The 20,193-nt window shown below is 74.0% G+C and carries 24 protein-coding genes (1 of these 24 cut by a window edge); 13 read left to right on the forward strand and 11 right to left on the reverse strand.

Translation table 11 applies throughout. From position 1 onward, the window contains the following. A protein-coding gene (locus tag ACQEVB_RS22375; RefSeq protein WP_432974484.1) for a hypothetical protein crosses the window boundary here: on the forward strand, positions 1–404 show its 3' end. It extends 25,933 nt beyond the left edge of the window; the window shows 404 of its 26,337 coding nt (coding positions 25,934–26,337); the start codon falls outside the window, past its left edge; the stop codon is at positions 402–404. Here the strand turns inward: ACQEVB_RS22375 and ACQEVB_RS22380 are convergent. Then, positions 351–1,091: an acetoacetate decarboxylase family protein gene (locus ACQEVB_RS22380; RefSeq protein WP_432974486.1), complete on the reverse strand. Its 741-nt coding sequence runs from the start codon at positions 1,089–1,091 to the stop codon at positions 351–353. The genes ACQEVB_RS22375 and ACQEVB_RS22380 overlap by 54 nt on opposite strands. A gap of 101 nt (positions 1,092–1,192) precedes the next feature. On the opposite strand from ACQEVB_RS22380, the gene ACQEVB_RS22385 reads away from it, so the two are divergent. Continuing rightward, entirely contained in the window at positions 1,193–2,206 is a 1,014-nt protein-coding gene (locus ACQEVB_RS22385; RefSeq protein WP_432974488.1) for an NAD(P)/FAD-dependent oxidoreductase, read from the forward strand. On the opposite strand, the gene ACQEVB_RS22390 is transcribed toward ACQEVB_RS22385, so the two are convergent. Next, on the reverse strand, positions 2,130–2,456 hold the full coding sequence (locus ACQEVB_RS22390) for a DUF3099 domain-containing protein (RefSeq protein WP_432974490.1): 327 nt from the start codon (positions 2,454–2,456) through the stop codon (positions 2,130–2,132). The genes ACQEVB_RS22385 and ACQEVB_RS22390 overlap by 77 nt on opposite strands. 52 nt (positions 2,457–2,508) lie before the next feature. Here ACQEVB_RS22390 and ACQEVB_RS22395 point away from each other — a divergent pair, with 52 nt between their 5' ends. Beyond that, on the forward strand, positions 2,509–2,811 hold the full coding sequence (locus tag ACQEVB_RS22395) for a DUF3817 domain-containing protein (RefSeq protein ID WP_432974492.1): 303 nt from the start codon (positions 2,509–2,511) through the stop codon (positions 2,809–2,811). A gap of 52 nt (positions 2,812–2,863) precedes the next feature. On the opposite strand, the gene ACQEVB_RS22400 is transcribed toward ACQEVB_RS22395, so the two are convergent. Both ACQEVB_RS22400 and ACQEVB_RS22405 read right to left on the reverse strand, forming a co-directional pair. Continuing rightward, complete coding sequence (locus ACQEVB_RS22400) at positions 2,864–3,463, reverse strand: TIGR03086 family metal-binding protein (RefSeq protein ID WP_432974494.1); 600 nt, start codon at positions 3,461–3,463, stop codon at positions 2,864–2,866. A 36-nt stretch (positions 3,464–3,499) separates the two neighbouring features. After that, a complete protein-coding gene (locus ACQEVB_RS22405; RefSeq protein WP_432974496.1) occupies positions 3,500–4,186 on the reverse strand; it encodes a DUF4386 domain-containing protein in 687 nt (228 codons plus the stop codon). Between the two features lie 130 nt (positions 4,187–4,316). Here ACQEVB_RS22405 and ACQEVB_RS22410 point away from each other — a divergent pair, with 130 nt between their 5' ends. From ACQEVB_RS22410 to ACQEVB_RS22425, 4 genes are read left to right on the forward strand one after another with little or no spacing between them, the layout of a single operon-like run. Then, positions 4,317–5,123 (forward strand): alpha/beta fold hydrolase, encoded by an 807-nt coding sequence (locus tag ACQEVB_RS22410; RefSeq protein WP_432974498.1) that lies wholly within the window; start codon positions 4,317–4,319, stop codon positions 5,121–5,123. A 36-nt stretch (positions 5,124–5,159) separates the two neighbouring features. Beyond that, on the forward strand, positions 5,160–5,903 hold the full coding sequence (locus ACQEVB_RS22415) for an esterase family protein (protein ID WP_432974500.1): 744 nt from the start codon (positions 5,160–5,162) through the stop codon (positions 5,901–5,903). A gap of 11 nt (positions 5,904–5,914) precedes the next feature. Further along, positions 5,915–7,153, forward strand: a complete 1,239-nt coding sequence (locus ACQEVB_RS22420) for an ATP-grasp domain-containing protein (protein WP_432974502.1) — start codon at positions 5,915–5,917, stop codon at positions 7,151–7,153. Then, the gene (locus ACQEVB_RS22425) at positions 7,150–7,638 is read left to right on the forward strand and encodes a PPA1309 family protein (protein WP_432974504.1); all 489 of its coding nucleotides are present in this window, start codon (positions 7,150–7,152) and stop codon (positions 7,636–7,638) included. Before ACQEVB_RS22420 ends, ACQEVB_RS22425 begins: the two co-directional genes overlap by 4 nt. A gap of 4 nt (positions 7,639–7,642) precedes the next feature. Here the strand turns inward: ACQEVB_RS22425 and ACQEVB_RS22430 are convergent, their stop codons facing one another. Beyond that, positions 7,643–9,151, reverse strand: a complete 1,509-nt coding sequence (locus tag ACQEVB_RS22430) for a plasmid pRiA4b ORF-3 family protein (RefSeq protein WP_432974506.1) — start codon at positions 9,149–9,151, stop codon at positions 7,643–7,645. Between the two features lie 50 nt (positions 9,152–9,201). Here ACQEVB_RS22430 and ACQEVB_RS22435 point away from each other — a divergent pair, with 50 nt between their 5' ends. Both ACQEVB_RS22435 and ACQEVB_RS22440 read left to right on the forward strand, forming a co-directional pair. Beyond that, complete coding sequence (locus tag ACQEVB_RS22435) at positions 9,202–10,104, forward strand: hypothetical protein (protein ID WP_432974508.1); 903 nt, start codon at positions 9,202–9,204, stop codon at positions 10,102–10,104. Beyond that, positions 10,101–11,240 carry an alpha/beta hydrolase-fold protein gene (locus ACQEVB_RS22440; RefSeq protein ID WP_432974510.1) on the forward strand — a complete coding sequence of 380 codons (1,140 nt, stop codon included), beginning with the start codon at positions 10,101–10,103 and terminating at the stop codon, positions 11,238–11,240. The genes ACQEVB_RS22435 and ACQEVB_RS22440 overlap by 4 nt, the downstream gene beginning before the upstream one ends. Positions 11,241–11,329: 89 nt before the next feature. Here ACQEVB_RS22440 and ACQEVB_RS22445 read toward each other — a convergent pair whose 3' ends face one another. Then, positions 11,330–12,808: a glutamate-cysteine ligase family protein gene (locus ACQEVB_RS22445; RefSeq protein WP_432974512.1), complete on the reverse strand. Its 1,479-nt coding sequence runs from the start codon at positions 12,806–12,808 to the stop codon at positions 11,330–11,332. A gap of 119 nt (positions 12,809–12,927) precedes the next feature. On the opposite strand from ACQEVB_RS22445, the gene ACQEVB_RS22450 reads away from it, so the two are divergent. Further along, the gene (locus ACQEVB_RS22450) at positions 12,928–13,713 is read left to right on the forward strand and encodes a hypothetical protein (RefSeq protein ID WP_432974514.1); all 786 of its coding nucleotides are present in this window, start codon (positions 12,928–12,930) and stop codon (positions 13,711–13,713) included. 156 nt (positions 13,714–13,869) lie between these two features. Here ACQEVB_RS22450 and ACQEVB_RS22455 read toward each other — a convergent pair whose 3' ends face one another. Then, complete coding sequence (locus ACQEVB_RS22455; RefSeq protein WP_432974515.1) at positions 13,870–16,152, reverse strand: molybdopterin-dependent oxidoreductase; 2,283 nt, start codon at positions 16,150–16,152, stop codon at positions 13,870–13,872. Positions 16,153–16,248: 96 nt separating this feature from the next. On the opposite strand from ACQEVB_RS22455, the gene ACQEVB_RS22460 reads away from it, so the two are divergent. Next, entirely contained in the window at positions 16,249–16,764 is a 516-nt protein-coding gene (locus ACQEVB_RS22460; RefSeq protein WP_432974517.1) for an Lrp/AsnC family transcriptional regulator, read from the forward strand. A 21-nt stretch (positions 16,765–16,785) separates the two neighbouring features. Next, entirely contained in the window at positions 16,786–17,430 is a 645-nt protein-coding gene (locus tag ACQEVB_RS22465) for a DUF1707 SHOCT-like domain-containing protein (protein WP_432974519.1), read from the forward strand. An 87-nt stretch (positions 17,431–17,517) separates the two neighbouring features. Here the strand turns inward: ACQEVB_RS22465 and ACQEVB_RS22470 are convergent, their stop codons facing one another. Further along, positions 17,518–18,294 carry a GH12 family glycosyl hydrolase domain-containing protein gene (locus tag ACQEVB_RS22470; protein WP_432974521.1) on the reverse strand — a complete coding sequence of 259 codons (777 nt, stop codon included), beginning with the start codon at positions 18,292–18,294 and terminating at the stop codon, positions 17,518–17,520. A 175-nt stretch (positions 18,295–18,469) separates the two neighbouring features. On the opposite strand from ACQEVB_RS22470, the gene ACQEVB_RS22475 reads away from it, so the two are divergent. After that, complete coding sequence (locus tag ACQEVB_RS22475) at positions 18,470–18,625, forward strand: hypothetical protein (protein WP_432974523.1); 156 nt, start codon at positions 18,470–18,472, stop codon at positions 18,623–18,625. Here the strand turns inward: ACQEVB_RS22475 and ACQEVB_RS22480 are convergent. From ACQEVB_RS22480 to ACQEVB_RS22490, 3 genes are all read right to left on the reverse strand, one after another. Next, positions 18,612–18,791, reverse strand: a complete 180-nt coding sequence (locus ACQEVB_RS22480) for a hypothetical protein (protein WP_432974524.1) — start codon at positions 18,789–18,791, stop codon at positions 18,612–18,614. The two genes, ACQEVB_RS22475 and ACQEVB_RS22480, sit on opposite strands and share 14 nt — an antisense overlap. A gap of 67 nt (positions 18,792–18,858) precedes the next feature. Then, positions 18,859–19,509 carry a class II aldolase/adducin family protein gene (locus tag ACQEVB_RS22485; protein ID WP_432980502.1) on the reverse strand — a complete coding sequence of 217 codons (651 nt, stop codon included), beginning with the start codon at positions 19,507–19,509 and terminating at the stop codon, positions 18,859–18,861. After that, a complete protein-coding gene (locus tag ACQEVB_RS22490) occupies positions 19,509–20,156 on the reverse strand; it encodes a nuclease-related domain-containing protein (protein ID WP_432974526.1) in 648 nt (215 codons plus the stop codon). The genes ACQEVB_RS22485 and ACQEVB_RS22490 overlap by 1 nt, the downstream gene beginning before the upstream one ends. Positions 20,157–20,193: the final 37 nt, after the last annotated feature.

Here is a 20,193-nt window from a genome sequence, read left to right on the forward strand (position 1 = left end):
GCTCGCGGGTCGCCGCGGACGAGCAGGGCATGGCGATGACCGCGGTGACGATCGCGAAGTTCGCCGTCCAGGTGGTGGTCTCGGTCATCGGGACGCTCGTGTGGACCGGGGCCACGCCGTTGCCGGCGGGCTGGCCCGGCGTCGCCGCGATGGCTGCGGCGGGCGCGCTGCTGGCCGTCGTCGTGGCACGGACCCTGCGCGAGCGCGGGCCCGGCACCCCGCAGGTGCCGGACGCCGTGGCGGGCGGTCCGGTCGCCGAGCTGCCCGCGCCGCCGGGCGGTGGACCGCGGTGGTGGCCGATCGTCGTGCCGGTGTACGGCTCGTCGTGCGACGACGACGACTGCCGGAGATCAGGACGGGCGTCGTGGGTGCTGCCCGCCGACGGTCGCGAACGCACCGAGTGAGCCGGTCGCGTGGCCGGCGTGCATGACGAACAGCGGCCGGCCGGCCATCCCGAGGTCGGCCATCCGCAGCGCCATCGGGTGCACGCCGAGCTCGACGGAGGCGCTTCCGCGGCCGAACGTGGCGCGGGAGAGCGCCATCGGCATCTCGCCGCGCAGCAGCTTCCCGGCCTGCGCGCCGTAGCCCAGCCGGCTCCAGACCGGCATCGACGTGCCGGTGCCGGGCGGCAGCGGGACGCGGCCCGCGACGAGCCGCGCCTGCACGACGAACTCGGTGCCGTCGTGCACGCTCACCGTGGCGGTCCGGCCGGCGAACGCCAGGTCCGCCTGCATGATCCACTTCGGCAGGCCCCAGAAGTCCTGCCCGGCCTCGCAGGTGAACGTGCCGGTGACGGGCAGGTCGAGCACGTGCAGGCCCATCTTCAGGCCCGGTCCGGCGACCAGCATGCCGACCCCGACCTCGTCGTAGACGCCGAGCTCCCACTCGTCGTAGTGGACGAGCATCAGGATGGAGAACGCACGCCCGCCGACCGTCCACGGCTCGAGCTCGGTGCCGCGCAGGTGGTGGGCGGCGGCGTCGGGCGCCGCGGCGAAGACCGCGACGCTGACCTCCGCACGGGTGATCGTGACGGGCAGGGTGACCGTGCGCCCCTGGATCGTCCACGTGCTGTCCGTGAGCAGTTCGGCCATCCGGCCACGGTAATCCGGCGGCCGTTCCGACGCGAGCGTGTGTTTGCTGGAACGGCAACGACATTTGTCATTCTTGCGCTCCCGGGCGCACGGTGGTGGACATGAGCGACGAGACGGTGGACGTGGTGGTGATCGGCGGCGGCGTCGCCGGTCTGTCGGGCGCGCTGACCCTGGCCAGGGCACGCAGGTCGGTGCTGGTGCTCGACGCGGGGCAGCCGCGCAACGCGCCGGCCGAGGCGGCGCACGGGCTGCTCTCCCGCGACGGGATCCCGCCGTTGCGGCTGCTCGCCGAGGGCCGGCGCGAGATCTGGGGCTACGGCGGGCGCGTCGAGCAGGATGCGGTGGTCCGGGCCGTCCGGCGCGGGGACGGGTTCGCGGTCACCACGGAGAGCGGGCGCGAGATCGCCGCGCGCCGCCTGCTCGTCACGACCGGGCTGGTCGACGAGCTGCCGGACGTGCCGGGGCTGCGCGAGCGGTGGGGTCGCGACGTGCTGCACTGCCCGTACTGCCACGGCTGGGAGGTGCGCGACCGGCGGATCGGCGTGCTCGGCACGGGTGTCGGAGCAGTCGATCAGGCCCTGCTGTTCCGGCAGTGGACCGAGGACCTGGTGCTGTTCCTGCACACCTCGGCCGACCCGACGCCCGAGCAGTGGGAGCAGCTCGCGGCCCGGGACGTCCAGGTCGTCGACGGCGAGGTGGTGGAGCTGGTGATCGACGGCGATCGGCTCGCCGCCGTGCGGCTCGCGTCCGGCACCGAGGTGGCGGTGGACGCGCTGGCCGTCCGGCCCCGGTTCGCCGCCCGCGGTGACCTGCTGGCGGGGCTCGGCATCGAGGTCGCCGAGCACCCCATGGGCGAGTACGTGCCGGCCGACCCGACCGGTGCCACCGCCGTCCCCGGGGTCTGGGTGGCCGGCAACGTCACCGACCTCGCCGCTGCCGTCGTGCAGTCGGCGGCCGGGGGCATGACCGCGGCCACGCGCATCAACCACGACCTCGTCCTCGCCGACACCGCGGCCGCCGTGGCCGCTCGCCGCGGCTTCACGGCAGCGGCGGAGTCGGCCAACTGCGAACGGGTGCTGGGGGAGCGTCGCCACGGCGTCGCCCCGGTGGCGTGATGCCGGCTCGCGGGCGGCGGCTGCGGTCGTTGGCGATCACGACGGCGATCCACGGCAGCGGCGTGGTGACGATCAACACCACCAGGCCCGCCCACCACGCCGTGTAGTAGAGGACGCCGGAGAGCGCGAAACCGACGATGTGCACCACCATGATCGCGGTGTAGGTCCGCTGCCTGCGGCGTTGCTCGTCGGCAGGGGAGATCGGCGCGTCGGTGATCACGTCGACCCGGCTCTCCCGCCACCACCGCATGCCGCCGTGCTACGCCCGCAGGCCCATGATCGCCACCCGTAGCATCGACTGCGTGACGACCGCTGTCCGATGGTTCCGCTGTGCCGCGATCGCCGAGACGATCTCCTGGGTCGGTCTCCTGATCGGGATGTTCTTCAAGTACGTCGTGGTGCACGACGACATCGGGGTGTACATCTTCGGCCGGGTGCACGGCGCGATGTTCGTGTTCTACCTGGCCACGATGGTGTGGGTGGCCGTCGCTGACCGCTGGCCGGTGACCCGCTGGATCGTCGGCCTCCTCGCCGCGATCCCCCCGTTCACCGGGCTGTTCTTCGAGCGGTGGGTGGAGCGGCGACCGGCACTGGTGACGACGTGAAGAACGGGGTGGGGTTCCGCGGAACCCCACCCCGTTCGGTTCGCGCTCGTGTTCAGGCCTTCCACTCCGGGTCGCGGCCGAGGTAGCGCAGGAGCGCCGCGACGGCGTCGTCGCCGGGCTGCGGCTCGAGCGCCGCGGCGTAGGCGCCGTACTGGCGCAGCGGCTCGACGATCTGCAGCGCCACCTCGTGCAGCTGGGTGGCGAGCTCGGCGGTGAGCGGGGAGGGGGCGCCGACGGCCACCGCGATGTCCCAGGCGTGCACCGCGGCGTCGAGCGCGCAGGCTCCGGCGCCGACGGCGGGGGGCAGCGAGTTCGGGGGGACCGGCACGGGCGCGCTCTCGGCTGCGGGGTCGATCGTGGCCCAGGCGCGGGCGGCGGCCGCCATCGTCGTCTCGGCGAGCTCGATCGGGGAGCCGTCGATGTGGCCGGAGGGGGCGAACGGGTTCTCGGTGGGGCCCGGCTCGCCGGTGATGGTCGAGGCGAAGCCGAGCTGGTCGCCTGCGGCGTGCTGCAGGACCTGCGTGACCGACCACTCGGAGCAGGGGGTCGGGCGCTGCCAGTCGCCCTCGCCGACGGCGGCGAGGGCGACGCGCAGGGCCTCGTGGGCGTTGTCGATGACGGTCCAGGTGCTGGTGTGCGAGTCCGTGTTCATGACACTGACTCTAGCAGAACGGAACGATATGTTCCACTACTTTCTCCGCGGCAGCACGACCCCGGCGACGATCAGCCAGATCAGCCCGGGGAACCGGCCCAGCGGCAGCAGGATCGCCAGCCCGCTGGCCAGCATGGAGACCGTGGAGAGGACGGCGACCGCCGCGATCGCGATCCCGACGAGCGCGAACGTGCGGGGCAGGCGGCCCGACAGCAGTCCGGGCACGGCGACGCCGGCGACGAGCAGGCCGAGGAACGCGACCGCGCCGACGCCGCCGGTGGCGAACATCAGCCCGTGCAGGGCGAGGACGACCGCGCCGCCTGCCGTGCTGACCGCCGGCAGGGCGAGCACCCAGGTGACGAGCCCGGACGCGGCCAGCATCGCGGCCGAGGTGATCCCGCCGACCAGGCCGATCGCGGGGCCGGCCGCGCTGACGCCGAGGTGGCGCTGGCGGCTGTACGCGACGGCGGCGTAGATCGCGAGCGGTACGGCCGCGGCGAACTGGAAGAAGGCCGAGACCGTGAGCGCGGCCGGGTTGCCGGCGATGTAGGCGGCGATGCCGGCCGGGTCGCCGAACGGCGAGGGGATGACGCCGCCCGTGGCGGCGCTGAGCGCGACGCCGGCGACGACGAACAGGAGGGAGAGGCCGGCGAGCACGGCCGGGTTCGGTCCGCGGTGCGCCGGGGTGGAGGTGGGCTGGGAGTCGTTCTCGGTGGAGGTCATGGCACGAACGATAGATATCGAACGATTAGATGTCAACATGAGAAACGCATGCCGGATCGATGTCGAGCGGCAGTGGTCGGCTCCGACCGATCGGCGAGACCATCTGTCGCCCGATCCCCGGAGGAACACCATGAGCACCGCTGTGAGCACCGCCGTCGCCACCTCGGCCGACGGCACCTCGATCGCCTACGAGCGGCACGGCACAGGACGACCGCTCGTGCTGATCGGCGGCGCGTTCAACGACCGCTCCACCGGCAACGCGCTCGCCGCGGCACTCGCCCCGGACGTCGCCACCGTCACCGTCGACCGTCGGGGCCGCGGCGCGAGCGGGTACCGCCCCGACCACGACCCGGCCCGCGAGGTCGAGGACGTCGCCGCGGTGATCGCCGCGGTCGGCGGGGAGGCCGACCTGTTCGGCCACTCGTCCGGGGCGGTACTGGCGATCGAGTGCGTGCTGGCCGGGCTGCCCGTCCGCCGGCTCGCCGTCTACGAGCCGCCGTTCGTGGTCACCGACGACCGGCCGCGCGCGATCGACCTGTTCGGCCGGCTGAGCGCGCTCGTCGCGCTGCAGCGGCGTGACGAGGCCGTCGCGCTGTTCCTCACCGAGGCGGCGCTGGTGCCGGCGGAGTTCGTCGACGGCATGCGCGCCGACGCCGCGACCTGGGACCTGATGACCGGCCTCGCCCACACCCTGCCGCACGACTCGGCCCTCTTCGCGCCGGACCAGGGCGTCCGCGGCGCGGAGCGCTACCCGGGCATCACCGTGCCGACGCTGGCGGTGGCCGGCGGGGCGAGCCCGGCGTGGCTCCAGGCAGGCGCGGCGTGGGTGGCCGAACAGGTCCCGGGCGCCCGGCACGTCGTCCTGCCCGGCGCCGACCACGGCGTCCTGGGCGCGCCCGCCGACCTCGCGACGGTCGTGCGCGAGTTCCTCGCCTGATCGCCAGAGCGCCCGACCCGCACTAGGGTTCGGCGCGTGAGCCGACGGGTGCTGGAGCTGTGGTCGCCCGCACTGGGCGCCGCCGGCACCGTCGTCGCGCACGGGCACTGGGGTCGGCCGGTGCTCGCCTTCCCCGCCGAGGCCGGCCGGGCCGACCAGTTCGACGCGACCGGCATGACGGATGCGCTGGCGGGCCTGCTCGCCGACGGTCGGATGAAGCTGTACTGCGTCGACAGCATCGACGAGCGCACCTGGTCGGACCGCACGCTGCCGCTGGAGGAGCGGGCCCGGCGGCACGAGGCGTACGAGTCGTGGATCGTCGACCAGGTGGTGCCGTTCGTCCACGCGGACTGCGGCGGGCCGCAGCCGATCCTCGTCACCGGGGTGAGCCTCGGCGCGTTCCACGCCGTCACGGCCGCGCTGCGCCGCGCCGACCTGTTCCCGATCGCGCTGGGCCTGTCGGGCAACTACGACCCGCGCACCTGGCACGGCTGGGGCGAGCAGGGGGAGGCGCTGTACTTCCACAACCCGGCCGCGTTCGTGCCGAACCTCGGCGGCGACCACCTCGACTGGCTGCGCGGGCACGTGCGCGTCGTGCTCGTGTGCGGGCAGGGCATGTGGGAGGACACCACCGGCGCGCTGGAGGGCACGCGGGCGCTCGCCGGCGCGCTGGCCGCCAAGGGGATCCCGCACGAGCTGGACCTGTGGGGCCACGACTCGGCCCACGACTGGCCGTGGTGGCAGCGCCAGATCGCCCACCACCTGGCCCGGATCCTGTGAGGGGGAGATCGATGGACCGCCACATCGTCGGCCTGCTGCTCGGCACGGAGGAGGACTGGCCGGCCGCGTTCGAGCAGCTGACCCGGCGGCTCGGCACGGTGCGCGACGGCGCCGGCACCGAGCACGCCTTCGACGTCGAGCGGATCACCATCGAGCCGTTCGACCTGCGCGCGAAGCCGCGCTACGACCTCGTCATCGACCGGCTCGCGTACTGGTACTACGTGCCGCGCGAGTGGTTGAAGAAGGTCGCCCTCATGGACGACGTGTACCTGCTGAACAGCCCGTTCACGTTCCAGTCGATGGAGAAGCACGCTGCCTACTGCGCGATGATGCGGCTCGGGCTGAAGGTGCCCGACACCGTGCTGGTGCCGTTCAAGAACCCGCCGGAGCACGCCAAGTGGGCCTACACGGCGGCCCGCTACAACCGCCCGTTCGACCTCGACGCGATCGCCGAGGAGATGGGCTACCCGCTGTTCATGAAGCCCTACGACGGCGGCGCGTGGGTGGGCGTCACCCGGATCAAGGACGCCGACGACCTGCACACCGCCTACGACCAGTCCGGCCAGCGGCTGATGCACCTGCAGAAGTCCGTCGAGGGCTACGACGCGTTCGCCCGTTCGCTCTCCATCGGCGCCGAGACGATGGTGATGAAGTTCCGGCCCGACGAGCCCATGCACGACCGGTACGAGGTGGCGCACGGCTTCCTCTCGCCCGAGGTGGGGGAGGAGGTGGTCACGATCTCGAGGCTGGTCAACGCGTTCTTCCGGTGGGAGTTCAACTCCTGCGAGAACCTGGTCGCGGGCAGCGAGGTGCACCCCATCGACTACGCCAACGCCTGCCCGGACGTGTCGCTGACCTCGCTGCACTACTACTTCCCGTGGGCGATGACGGCCCTCGTGCGCTGGACGGTGTTCTGCACGGTCACCGGCCGCACCCCGCGCACCGACCTCGACACCGCCCGGTACTTCGCCATCGCCGACCGCGCCGACCTGAGCTACACCGAGAAGCTCGCGGGCTACCGGCAGCTCGCCGACGACTACTTCGACACCGACCGCTACCAGGACTTCTGCGCGAGCCGGCTCGGCCATCTCGACGAGGTCGTGCACGACTGGGTGGCCGGCCCGGACTTCGACCGCCTCCTCGTGGACACTGTGCGGGCGACCTATCCCGAGCACGAGCACGAGCGCTTCCTCGCGCACTTCCGCGGCCTGCTCGGGCTGTGGCTGCAGGAGCAGGGAGGTAGCGGGTGACGCAGGCGGACGAGCTCACGGCGCTGGTGCGCGAGGTCGAGCAGCACACGGCCGAGATCGGCTGGGACCAGCCGGCTCAGCTGTTCGCCGTGGTCCCGACCGCGGAGCTGCTCGCCGCGCAGCCGCACCTGGCCGGCCAGGTCGACGCGGCCGCACCGTTCACGCCGATCGCGCAGGACGCGCTGCCCTCGCCCGACCTGGCCGACGCGCTGGCGACCATCATGTGGCCGGACGAGGTGGCCGGCTGCGCCGTCGTCCAGGAGATCATGGTCGCGCCGCCCGGCCCCGACACCGGTGCCGCGCCGACCCCGGAGGCCGGATACCGGGAGGCGCGGCTGGTGGCCGCCGTGCTGCGCGACGGGCCGGCGGCGTGCGCGCTGCGCATGCGCGACCCGCGCTCGGCAGCGGAGGAGCAGCTCATCGAGTCGGCCGACCTGGCGCCGAACCTGGTGGGCGCGCTGCGGCGCACGTTCGCGCCGGCCTGAACGATCAGGGCCAGGTCCACACCGCCGCGCGGGCGAACGCGACGCCGATCTCCGTGGCGACCTCGGCCTCACCGAGGCGCCGCCGATCGAGCGCACCCATCCGGTGCAGCACCGTCCGCGTCTGCCTGGACACGCTGTACGCCATGTGCGTCGTGAGCCGGCCGCTGTCGCCGACCCACCCGATCGCGTCGAGCCCCCGCGCGATCCCGGCGTCGAGGTCGGCCCAGCCGGCAGCGACCCCGATGAGCAGGAGCAGTCCGGCGTGGCGCGCGCACTCGTCGGCGGACCGGACGGGGAGCTGGGCCGCGAGGTGCCACCACAGCCCCACCGGGTCGTTGCGGAGCTTCCGCCCGGCCGGCGCGAGCACGAGCTTCCCGCGGTGCTTGCGGACCAGCAGCGCCTTCTGCGCCGCCTCCCGGAACTCCAGCACCGGGAGGGTGTGGGTCTCGCGGTTGAGCTTGCCGATCCACTCGTCGGAGATGCCGAGCGCGTCGGCGAACGCCTCGACCTGCGCGGGTGGCAGGTAGCCGGCCCCGGTCAGCGTGATGCCGTCGGTGCCGACCCGGTCGAGCAGCCAGAGGAAGGGCCGCACGGCTTCCGCCGCCGCGTCCGGGGCGGGCGCGTCGGGCAACGGGATCGTGGAGATCGCCGCCTCCAGCCACGCGGCGTCGCGCGCACTGCGGACGCCCGCCAGGAGCTCGGCGAGCGCGGCTGGCAGCTCCTGCCCGCTCGAGGCGGGCCCGGCGAGGATCGCGGTGATCTCGTCGGCGTCGAAGGGGGTGGGAGCGTACGCGTCCAGCTCGAGATCGTCGCCGTACCGGGCCCTGACCTCGGCGACCGCGGCGGCGTGCTCGGGATGGCCCGGATCGGTGACGGCGCACCACAGCTCGTACCCGTCGACCCCGCCGCAGTCCTCGGGCGGGCCGGGGCGGCGACCGCCGGTGCAGACGGCCCGCGGCGCCGACGCGGCGCGCGGCGACACCGCCTCCAGCTTGACGGTGTGCATCCAGTCGTCGCCGAAGTCGTAGCCGTAGGTGATCCGGTCGCCGACGTCGACGAGCAGCTCGTCGATCCGCACCTCGCCCTCGGCGACCCCGATCTCGCCCTCCTCGATCTCGAAGGGCATCAGGTAGGCCTCGGCCGAGCGGTCGTAGATGCTCGTGCCCGAGCTGAAGCGGTGCAGGTGGCTGTCGGTCCAGCCGAACGCCACCTGCAGCACGTCGTGCAGCTCGCTCAGCAGCATGTCGGACGCGATCTCGAGACGCCGCCACAGCGGTGGCCGCGTCCCCTGGAGGTCCACCCGCACGCGCAGGGTGACCACGTCGTTGCGCCGCGGCCGGCGCGCCGAGGGCGGCGGCGGTGGGGCGACGAACGCGTCACCACCTCCGAAGCTGCCGCCGCGCATCAGGCGCTGGGCGAAGGACACCGCCGTGGCGTTGTCGAGCTGCGCCAGCTGCTCCTGGAAGCGGCGCAGGACCTCGGCGTCGTCAGCAGGTTCGGGAGAACGAGCCATCGTCGCAGCGTAGGCCCTGCCCGGTCGGCGTCACAGTAAGGTCGGCGACCGTGCGTCGGACGATCGTGCTCGGACCGCAGCGCCGGCCCGTGCTCGATCGCGTGGTCGCGGCACTCGACCTGCCCGACGGCCCCGTCGCCACCGTCACCGCCGGCTGGCGCGACCGCGAGGCCGACGACACCGAGCTGGACGCGCAGCTGGGCGGGCGCAGCGTGAACCTGCTGCTGTGGTCGCGCTGGCTCGCCGTGCTCGACGCCGACCCCGAGTTCGCCGCCGCCCAGCGCGCCCACCAGGACGTGCTCGACGAGCTGCAGGAGCTCTACCTGCTCCAGCTGGACGGCGCGCTCGGGGCGGCGGGGGAGATCGCGCGCCGGGGCGCGTCCAGCGCGGTGCGCGACGCCGTGCTGGCCGACGCGGAGGCCGCCGTCCGGCTCGTCGACGCCCGCCACCTGGCCCGGGTCGCCGATGCCGAGGCCGAGTTCGCCGACCGGCAGCGGCCCGGTGCGCGGGCGGCCGTGGCGCGACACCGCGCGGAGATCGCCGGGGTGCTGTCGGGAGCGGCCGCGCTCGCCGTCGCCGGCGGGCACGTCGGCGTGCTGATGCGGCTGCTGCGGATCTTCGCGGTGAGCCCGCCGCCGCTCGTGCTGGCCTGGTCGGCCGGGGCGATGGCGCTCACCGAGCGCGTGCTGCTGTTCCACGACCGCGCCCCGCACGGGCCCGCGCACCCCGAGTTCGCGGGCGCGGGACTCGGGCTGGTGCGCGGCTGCGTGTTCCTGCCGCACCCGCGCCGCCGGTTGCTCCTCGACGACCCCGCGCGCACGGCCGTGCTGGCCCGCCGCGTCGCGCCCGACCGCTGCGTCCTCCTCGACGACGGCGTCAGGCTCGACCTCACCGGCGACGGGCTGCCCCCGCACGCGCGCATCCTCACGGTCGACGGGACGGTGGCCCGGTGAAGCGCCTCGCCATCAACGCCCTGCGCGCCGGCCGGCCGGACGCGGCCGCCGTCGACGCGTTCCTCGCCGGGCGCGAGGTGCCGATCGTCGAAGGCAGCCGCTGCACGTTCCTGTACCGCGGGGAGGCCGACGCGGTGCACCTCGCCCAGCGGGTGCTCGGGCTGCCCGACCTCATCCCGCTGCGCCGCCTGCACGGCACCGACCTCTGGTACCTGGTGCTGGAGCTCCCGGCCGGCTCCCGCGTCAACTACCAGCTGGAGATCCGCCGCGGCGACCACGTCGAGAGCATCAACGACCCGCTCAACGAGAAGCTGTCCTACAGCCCGGTCGGCACGTCGTCGGTGTGCTTCGCGCACGGCTACGTGACGCCCGAGTGGACCGCCCCCGATCCCGACGCGCGCCCCGGCGAGCTCGTCGAGCTGACCGTGCCCAGCCGGGCGCTGCGCAGCGACCGGCGCGTCACCGTCTACCTGCCGGCGCGGTTCCGGCGCACCGCGAGCTACCCGCTGCTGGTCGTGCACGACGGCGGCGACTTCCTCCAGTACGCCGCCGCCAGGACGGTGCTGGACAACCTGATCCACCGCCTCGACGTTGCCGAGACCGTCGTCGCCTTCACCCACCCCGGCGAGCGGCTCGGCGAGTACGCGAACTCGGCGGCGCACTCCCGCTACCTCACCGCCGAGCTGGTGCCGCACCTGGAGTCGACGCTGCCGCTGGCGGGGCAGCGGTCCGGGCGCTGCCTGCTCGGCGCCAGCTTCGGCGCGGTCGCCTCGCTCGCTGCGGCCCACCGCGCACCGACCGCGTACGGGTCGCTGGTGCTGATGTCGGGCTCGTTCGTGCACACCGACATCGGCACCGACCACGGCGAGGACCCGGTGTTCGACCCCGTCGTCCGGTTCGTCAACCGCTACCGGGAACGCCCGCGCCGCGTCGCCGACCGGCTGTGGGTCGGGTGCGGGGTCTACGAACCGCTGATCACGGCGAACCGCTCGATCGTGCCGACGTTCGAGGCGACCGGCATGGCCGTCCGGTTCGTCGAGACGCGGGACGGGCACTGCTGGGAGAACTGGCGCGACACCCTCCGCGACGCGCTCAGCTGGGTGCTGCCGGGGCCGCAGAAGTGGGTGTACGAGTAGCGAGGCACGCGTCGAGAACGAAGTTGTGGTGATCTGAAACGATTCAAAATCACCGTAACTTCGTTCTCGACGGGGGACCGCGGGTGGCCTCAGCCGTCCAGCTCCCACGTGTGCACGGGCTGGTTGGCGTGCATGTTCTCCGCGTAGCGCTCCAGCATGGCGTGCAGCGCGGGGATGCGTTCCATCCCGCCGTCCTGCAGCGCGTGCACGGTGCGGGCCTGCCACGCGGCGCCGTTCACGCCGGTGGTGCAGCGCTCTCCGATGATGCCGAGGAGCCGCTCGCGGTCGGCGTCGGCGACACCGAACGCGGCGAGCCCCTCGTGGGCGAGCGGCAGCAGCCGGCGCAGCACCAGCTCCGTGGCCGGGACGGAGCCGAGCCCTGGCCAGTAGAGGTCGGCGTCGATGCCGTCGCGGGCGCCGGCGTGGAAGTTCTCCTCGGCGGCGTGGAAGCTCATCTGCGTCCACACCGGACGGGACGCGGTGGCGAGTGTCCGCACCAGCCCGTAGTAGAACGCGGCGTTGGCCAGCGCGTCGACGACGGTGGGGCCGGCCGGCAGCACGCGGTTCTCGACCCGCAGGTGCGGGGTGCTCCCGACGACGGCGTAGATGGGCCGGTTCCAGCGGTAGATGGTGCCGTTGTGCAGCGCCAGCTCGGCCATCGACGGCACCTCGCCGGCGTCGAGCTGCTCGAGCGGGTCCTCGGGGTCGCAGATCGGCAGGAGCGCCGGGAAGTAGCGGGCGTTCTCCTCGAACAGGTCGAACACCGACGTGACCCAGCGCTCGCCGAACCACACCCGCGGCCGCACCCCCTGCTCCTTCAGCTCCTCCGAGCGGGTGTCGGTGACCTGCTCGTACAGCGGGATGCGGGTCTCGCGCCACAGCTCCATCCCGAACAGGAACGGCGAGTTCGCGCCGATCGCGAGCTGCGCCCCGGCGATGGCCTGCGCTGCGTTCCAGTACGACGCGAACTCGGCCGGGCTGACCTGCAGGTGCAGCTGCACGCTGGTGCAGGCGGCCTCGGGGGTGATCGAGTCGGCGTACGTGGACAGCGACTCGACGCCGCGGATCGACAGGTGCATGTCCTCGCCCCGGGCAGCGAAGATCTGCTCGTTGAGCAGCGCGTAGCGGGGGTTCGCCGACAGCGACTCGATCTTCACGTGGCGGGGCATCAGCGTCGGCAGCATGCCGGTCATCACCATCCGGCCGCCCTCGGCGTGCGCCCGCTCGTTCGCCGAGTTCAGGCTGGCCCGCACCGCGGACTCCAGCTCGGCGAACGCGGTGCCGCCCAGCTCGCGCGGCGGCACGTTGATCTCGACGTTGAACTGCGCCATCTCGGTCTGGAACGCCGGGTCCGCGATGCTCGCGAGCACCTCGGCGTTGACGTTGGCGGGCTCGCCGGCCTCGTCGACGAGGTTCAGCTCGATCTCCAGGCCCGTCATCGGGCGCTCGAAGTCGAACTGGGCCTCGCGCAGCATCACCGTGAGCGCGTCGAGGCTCCGACGGATCTTGTCCCGGAACCTGCGGCGGTCCTCGCGGCTGAACACCCGGTGGTCGACGTCGCGGCCCATCACTCAATCGTGAAAGACCACGTGCCGGCCGGCAACCGGCGATCAGGCGGTACCGGCTGGTAGCGACCGGCTGCCGGCGGCTACCGTCGGTGCCGTCGGGCGCGAGGATGAGGTCACCCATGATCGGTCGCTGGCCCCTGCGGGGGTGGCCGGACGGGTTCCCCGGACGCGTCCCGATCGTCAGCGACGTGACCGCGGCGCTGGGCATCGACCCGCTCGTCGTGCTCCTGCGCTCGACCGCGGCGATCGCGGTGGCCACGCTGCGCGGCCGCGAGTCCACCGTCACCGCGGGTGCCGTCCGGGTGCGCGGCGTCCTCGAGGAGCTCACCGTCGGCCAGGACCCGCGGGGTGTGCTGGGCCGGCTCGGCGAGGTGCGGATGGTCGCCAGGGACGTGGTGTGGTCGGCCACGCGCCTGCGGCGGGTGACGCTCTCCGGTCGCAACGTGCACGTCCGGCCCGCCGCGATCTCCGCGACCGTCGTCGCGGCCCCGGTGCTGATCGACGTCGACGTCGCCCCGGAGGACCTGCCGCCGATCCATCCCCGGCTGCGTCTCGTGATCGACGCGGACGGGCGCGCCACGCTGCACCCCACCGCCACCGCGCGCATCGGGCTGGAGGTGGCGCCGGAGCACGCCGAGACCGGCCTGACGGTCGTCGCGCGCGCCCTGCAGCTCGGTTCGCGGCGCGTCCGGCTGCCGGCGTGGGGGATGCTGCGCCGGCAGATCCCGACCGATGCGCTGCCCGCCGGTGTGCGGCTCGTCGGCGTGGAGACGGCGGACGGGGTGGTGCGGGTCTCCGCCGAGCTGGAGCGCTGGACCGCACCGATCACCGCGGCCACCCTCACCGATCTGGCCGCCCGGTTGACGGCGGGCGCCACCGAGGTGGCCCTCCCGGTCGGGGAGTGACCTGTCGGGGCTGAGGTGGTGCGGTGCGGGCGCCCGGTGTCCCGTTGATCATGGGCAAAACGTTGCTTGTTGATCTTCGAGAGCGACGTTTTGCCCATGATCAACGACGCGGCGCCGGCCCCCGAACCGTGGCCGCGGACCCCAGCGGCCCCCGGGCTACCGCGCCGTGAACTCCGGCGGCCCGAACGCCCGCACCGGCGGCGGAGTGCCGGCGTAGCGCTCCACCTCCACCAGCGCGTGCTGGCCGGTGCAGCCCTGGGCCAGCGAGGAGGTGCCGCGGTCGCGGGTGAGCACGTTCGGGTTGCCGTGCGCGCAGGTGCCGTCGGGCAGCGGGTCGAACCACGCCCCGGTCGGCAGCACCACCACGCCGCGGCGGACGCCGTCGGAGAGGCGGGCCCCGGCCAGGCAGGCGCCGCGGTCGTTGAACAGCCGCACGACGTCGCCGTCGGCGATGCCGCGCGCGGCCGCGTCGTCCGGGTGCAGGGTGACCGCCTCCCGCCCGGCGACCTTCCGCCGGACGCTCTCGGCGCCGGGATCGAGCTGGCTGTGCAGCCGGCCGCGCGGCTGGTGCGCGATCAGGTGCAGCGGGAACCGCTCCGCCATCGGCGCACCGAGCCACTCGTCCGGCTCCAGCCACGTGGGGTGGCCGGGGCAGTCGGCGTCGCCGAAGCCGGCGATGCGGGCCGAGTGGAGCTCGATCCGGCCGCTCGGCGTGCGCAACGGGTGGCCGTCGGGGTCGGCCCGGAACTCGGCGAGGAACGTCGCCTCGCCCGGTCGTTCCGGCAGCGTCAGCACGTCGCCGGCGAAGAACGCGGCCGCGTCCGGCAGGTCGAGGCCCGTGCGCCGGCGGGTGGCGTCGGCCCAGCCGTCGTAGAGGTGCTCGAGCCACTGCTGCGCGGAGCGGCCCTCGGTGAACTCCTCCTCGACGCCCAGCGCGGCCGCGAGCTGCGCGAACACGGTGTAGTCGTCACGCGCCCCGCCCAGCGGTTCGGTGATCGCGTGCATCGGCACGACGTGGTGGTCGGTGGGGGCGGCGCCGATGTCGGTGCGCTCGATCGCCGTCGTCACGGGGACGACGATGTCGGCGTGCTTGGCCGCGGCCGTCCAGAACGGGTCGTGCACGACGAGGGTGTCCACGCGGGCCAGCGCGCGACGCAGCCGGCCGAGGTCCTGGTGGTGGTGGAACGGGTTGCCGCCCGCCCAGTACACCAGCGACACGTCGGGGTAGGTGAGCGTCTGCCCGTCGTAGCGGAAGGGCTCGCCGGGATGCAGCAGCATGTCGGCGACCCGCGCGACCGGGATGAACGCCGTGACGGGGTTGTGGCCCTGCGGCACCCGCGGCATGCGCGTGCCCGGCCCGCGGGTGCCGACGTCGCCCATGGAGCCGTAGCCGTGCCCGAAACCCTGGCCGGGCAGCCCGATGCCGCCGAGCACCGCCGCCAGCGCGATGCCGGCCCACGGCGCCTGCTCGCCGTGCTCGGTGCGCTGCAGCGACCAGGTCACCGTCACGAGCGTGCGGCGCGCAGCCATGTGCCGTGCCAGCTCCCGGATCTCCGCCGCCGGGACCTCGCACAGCGGCGCCGCCCACTCCGGCGAGGTGGTCGCGACGTAGGCCTCCAGCACGTCCGCGCCGGTGCAGTAGCGCTGCAGGAACGCCCGGTCGGCGAGGCCTTCGTCGAACAGGACGTGCATCAGCGCGAGCATGAGCGCCACGTCCGACGCCGGCCGCAGCGGTAGCCACCGGGAGTTGCGCAGGCCGGGCGCGTCCTCGCGCAGCGGGCTGACGGCCACCACCTCGACGCCGGCCGCGTCCAGCGCCTGCAGGTGGGCGGGCACCGAGTGCGCCGTGATGCCGCCCGGCGCGACGTTGGTGTTCTTCTGCGGGATCCCGCCGAACGCGACGATCAGCTCGGTGTGCCGGGCGATGACCGGCCAGTCGGTCAGCCCGGCGGTGACGTCGACGCCGGCGCCGACGACGTGCGGCATGATCACCGCGGCCGCGCCGAAGCTGTAGTTGTTGATGGAGCGGACGTATCCGCCGAGACAGTTCAGGAACCGGTGCACCTGGCTCTGCGCGTGGTGGAACCGCCCGGCGCTGGCCCACCCGTACGAGCCGCCGTAGACGCCCTCCGGGCCGCGCTCCGCGTACACCCGCCGCAGCTCGCCGGCCAGCAGCTCGATCAGCTCCGGCCACTCCACCTCGACGAACGGCTCGTGCCCGCGTGCCTCCGACGGGCCGGGCCCGTCGCGCAACCAGCCCGCGCGCACGGCCGGGCGCGCGATCCGCACCGCCGGGTCGCGCATCGCGGCGATGTTGTCCAGCAGCGGTGACGGTGCCGGGTCGGCCGGATGCGCCCGCACCTGCAGGCCGGCGGGGGTGTCGCGGGCCAGGAAGGTGCCCCAGTGGGTGCTGCTCGGGACGAACGGTGTGCGGGTCACCCGATCATCCTGGACGGTGGATCCGGCGCGAGGGAACCGCACCGGCTCGGCGGAATCGCCGCGGGAGCGGCGCCCGCGCCCCTAGAATCCGAACCGATGTCCGGAGAGTCCGCGGTCGACACGCTCGATCTCGCTTTGTTGACCGCGCTGCGGGAGAACCCGCGCGTGGGGGTGCTGGAGCTGTCGCGGCTGCTGCACGTCGCCCGGGCCACCGTCGCCGCGCGGCTGCAGCGGCTGGAGCAGCGCGGCATCGTCACCGGGTACGGGCCCGACATCGACCTCGCGCAGGCGGGCTTCCCGGTGCAGGCGTTCGTCACGCTGGAGATCTCGCAGGGCGCGCTCGACGACGTCGCCGCCGACCTCGCGGCCGTGCCCGGCGTGCTGGAGGCGTTCGCCACCACCGGCTCCGGTGATGTGCTGTGCAAGATCGCCGCCGCGTCCCACAGCGACCTGCAGGCCACCCTCGTGGAGCTCACGCGGGCCCGGTCGGTCACGCGGTCCACCAGCGTCATCGTGCTCTCCACCGTGATCGAACCGCGGGCGTTGCCGCTGCTGGCCTCCCGCGCCAGCGCCGCCGGAACCCGGGCGCCGGCCTTCCGCGCCGAGGATTGAGCCGCTGGCACCATGGGTCCCGTGTCAGAAGGGACCGAGGCCGGGCAACCGGAGCTGCGGATCGGCGACGTCGAACGGCGGGCCGTCGACACCCGCCTCCAGCAGGCGCACGCGGACGGCCGGCTCACCCTCACCGAGTACGACGAGCGGGCCAAGCTCTGCTGGGCCGCGCGCAGCCAGGCCGACCTGGACGTGCTCAGCGCGGACCTGCCGCCCGACGTGCCGGCCGCGGCACCGCCGGTGGCTCCGGCGCCGCGCCGCAGCCTCTCCAGCCGCGTCGGCAGCGTGCTGGGCGGGGCAGCTGTGCTGGCCGTGGTCGGGTACTCGCTCGTCAGCATCGTCGGCGCGGCCGACGGCGCCGCCGTCTTCGGCGACCGCGTGGCCACCGTCGAGCCGGGCCGGCAGCGCGTCGAGGTCGGCATGCTGTTCGGCGACGCCGAGATCGTCGTGCCTGACGGCACCCGCGCCGTCACCACCGGCACCGTCCTGTTCGGGAAGCTCGACTGCGCGCAGGCCTGCCGGCAACCGCCGGGCGGCCCGCAGGTCGTCGTCGACGCGAGCGGCGCGTTCGGCACCGTCACCGTGCTCACGGAGACCGAGAGGCGTGCCCAACCCGTCCAGCCGGCCCGGCGGGACCGTGATCGCGACCGGGATGACGACGACTGACCGTCAGCGCAGCAGCTCGAGCCCCACCACGAAGCTCGTCCGGGGAGGTCCGTCGCGGACCACGGCCCCATCATCGCGCCGGTAGGCTCACCCGGCTCCGATGCCGGTCACCCCGAACTGCGTAGCGGTGAGCCCCTTGCCGCCCGTCCAGGGCTCGAACCCGGCCTGCACGCTGGTCAGGTACCACTCCGGCGGCAGCTTGCCGCGGGCGGTCGCGTCGCGCGCGAACGCCATGAGGTCGAGGCCGTCGACGCGGTCGGTGGGCTGCACGCGCACGTACGACAGCACCTGGGCGCCGTTCTCGCCCTGCCACACCTCCCACTCGGTGCCGGCCAGCGTGACCGTGCCGACCCGCTCACCGATCGGGGCCGGGCCCGTGGTGCGCAGCCAGATCATCAGCTCCAGACCGGTGACGGTGTCGGTGCGCCGCGGGGTGGGGTCGAACCAGATGTCGTACGCCGCGACCCACGTGCCGGACTGCGGCGCGCGGATCGCGAACGTGCTCGTCACGGGGCCGAGCTCACGCACGGCCTTCGGCAGCACCGTTCCGGTGGTGCAGGTGCCGTAGTGGCAGCCCGCGAAGATCGACGGGTAGGCGGCCGGGGCCTCGGTGGCGTGGTGGTCGCCCAGCACGACCTCGAAGCCGGTGTCGAACGCGCGCACGCACTGCGGGTCGGTGGAGCCCCACACGTTGTTCTGCACCTCGTAGTGCCCACCGGCCACCGGGGTGGAGCCGAACTTCTCGCACACCTCACCGGGCCCGGCGACCACCGGCGCCGACGCCCCCGCCGGCACGGCGAGGGCGCAGCCGACGATCGTGCCCACGAGGACGGTGCCGAGGACGGCGAGCGGGGTTCGGCGCACCTGACCATGCTCGGTGCGGAAGCGTGCGGAACCGGACACGACGCGCCCGCGCGAAGATCACGATCGGGCGACGGCGAGACGGGTGCGGACCCTCCAGGAACACGTCGGTGTCGGCGCCGAACACGCATGCGGCGTTCTGGATCATGTGCGGGCCGACGCCAACGGATCCGGGTCGGTGGCCTCGAGCCAGCACCTCTGCCGCGGCGCCGAGCGCACGTGCGTCGAGGGTTGCGGTGACGACCGGACCGTCGTGCAGGCCGGCGTGCGCGACCGCCTCCCGCACGGCCCACCAGGCCGGCTCGCGCACCTCGGCGGCGTCACGGAAGGCTGAGCTGCATCGGCATGGCGGCGACCGAGCCCTTCCAAACGTTGTACTCGACCGCGACCACCGCGCCCGGCACCTCGGTGACCCCCAACCACGGCTCGATGCCGAACTGCTCGGCGCAGTCGGTCAGCGACACCGGCTGCGTCGGATCGGCCCCGGACGCGGTCAGCACCTCGCCGGCGCTCGCGGCGGTGACGACCCGCGGCTCTCGCGGACCCAGCTGTGCGCGAGCTCCACGTCTAAGGAGGGGGTGGCTGCCCGTAGCCGCGCAGCAACTCGCCCACGTGCTCGATCTCGGCGGCCGGCAGCAGGCGGGGTTCGCCGGCGGCGCGTGCCTGGTGCCAGAGCCGGCACAGCCACTCCACGAGCACGCTGCGGTCGTAGGCCTTCGCGAGGTCGGGCCCGACGGTGGTGGCGCCGTGGTTGGCGTGCAGCACCGCCGATCCGCCGTCGAGTGCGGCGACGGCGTGCGCGGCCAGCTCCGGGGTGCCGTAGGTGGCGTAGGGCGCCACCCGCAGCCGACCGCCGAGCGCGGCCAGCATGTAGTGGATCGGCGGCAGCTCGTCGACCAGCGTGGACACGGCCGTCGCGTAGATCGGGTGCGTGTGCACCACCGCGCCAGCGCCGGTGGCCCGGTACAGCGCCACGTGCATCGGCGCCTCCGACGAGGGCACCGGGCCCGGCCCGACCGGGTGCCCGTCGAGATCGGTGACGCACACCTGCTCTGGCGTCAGCTCCTCGTACGACACCCCGGACGGGGTGATCGCGATCCGCTCGCCGACCCGGACCGACACGTTGCCGGACGTGCCGACGGTGAGCCCGTCGCCCGCCATGCGCCGGCAGCGGTCGACGATCGCGGCCTTGGCGGCCTCCAGTGCGTCCACGGTGATCAGCGTGCCACCCAGGTGGCCGGGCGGCGCGCCGCGGCGAACGCATCGGCCACCTCGGACCGGCCCCAGACCGGCGGCAGCGCGTTCAAGGTGGCGACCAGGTCGGCCGCCGTGCAGACGGTGACCCCGGCGGGCGCGCGCCGCTGCCAGAGCAGCGCGCCCACCAGCGCGACGATGGGCCGCGCCCGCACCGGCCGCCCTAGTGCGGCTGAGAGTGCTTCCTCGGCTCGGGCCGCTTCGGCTCGTGCGGAGGCGACGTGCTCCACCGACCGGCCGCCGACCAGCACCGAGTCGCCCTCGACGACGACCCGGCCGCGGGGGTGGTGGTGGGTGTTGATCGTGACGACGCCGGGCGGGCCGAGCACCAGGTGGTCGATGTCGCGCATCCGGCCCTCGGACAGGCCCAGCGGCACGGCGTGCAGCACCCGCCACCGCGGTGCCCGGCCGAGCGCGCGGTCGAGCACCGACTCCTGCGTGAGGCGGGACAGCACCGCCGCCACGGCGATCTCGCCGTCGGCCCCGATGCGCCAGCTGCGATCGGCGCCGGGGCCCTCGCTCCGGCGACGCCGCGCGGCCTCGTGGGTGACGTGGATGCCGGCCGGGGTCGCCGCCAGATCTCCGGAGATGTCGGCGCTGATGTCGCTCATGGGGCCATCGTCCCGCGGACCGCCGACAGAAATCCGG

Source organism: Pseudonocardia sp. CA-107938 (assembly GCF_050936315.1).
Taxonomy (GTDB): Bacteria; Actinomycetota; Actinomycetes; order Mycobacteriales; family Pseudonocardiaceae; genus Pseudonocardia.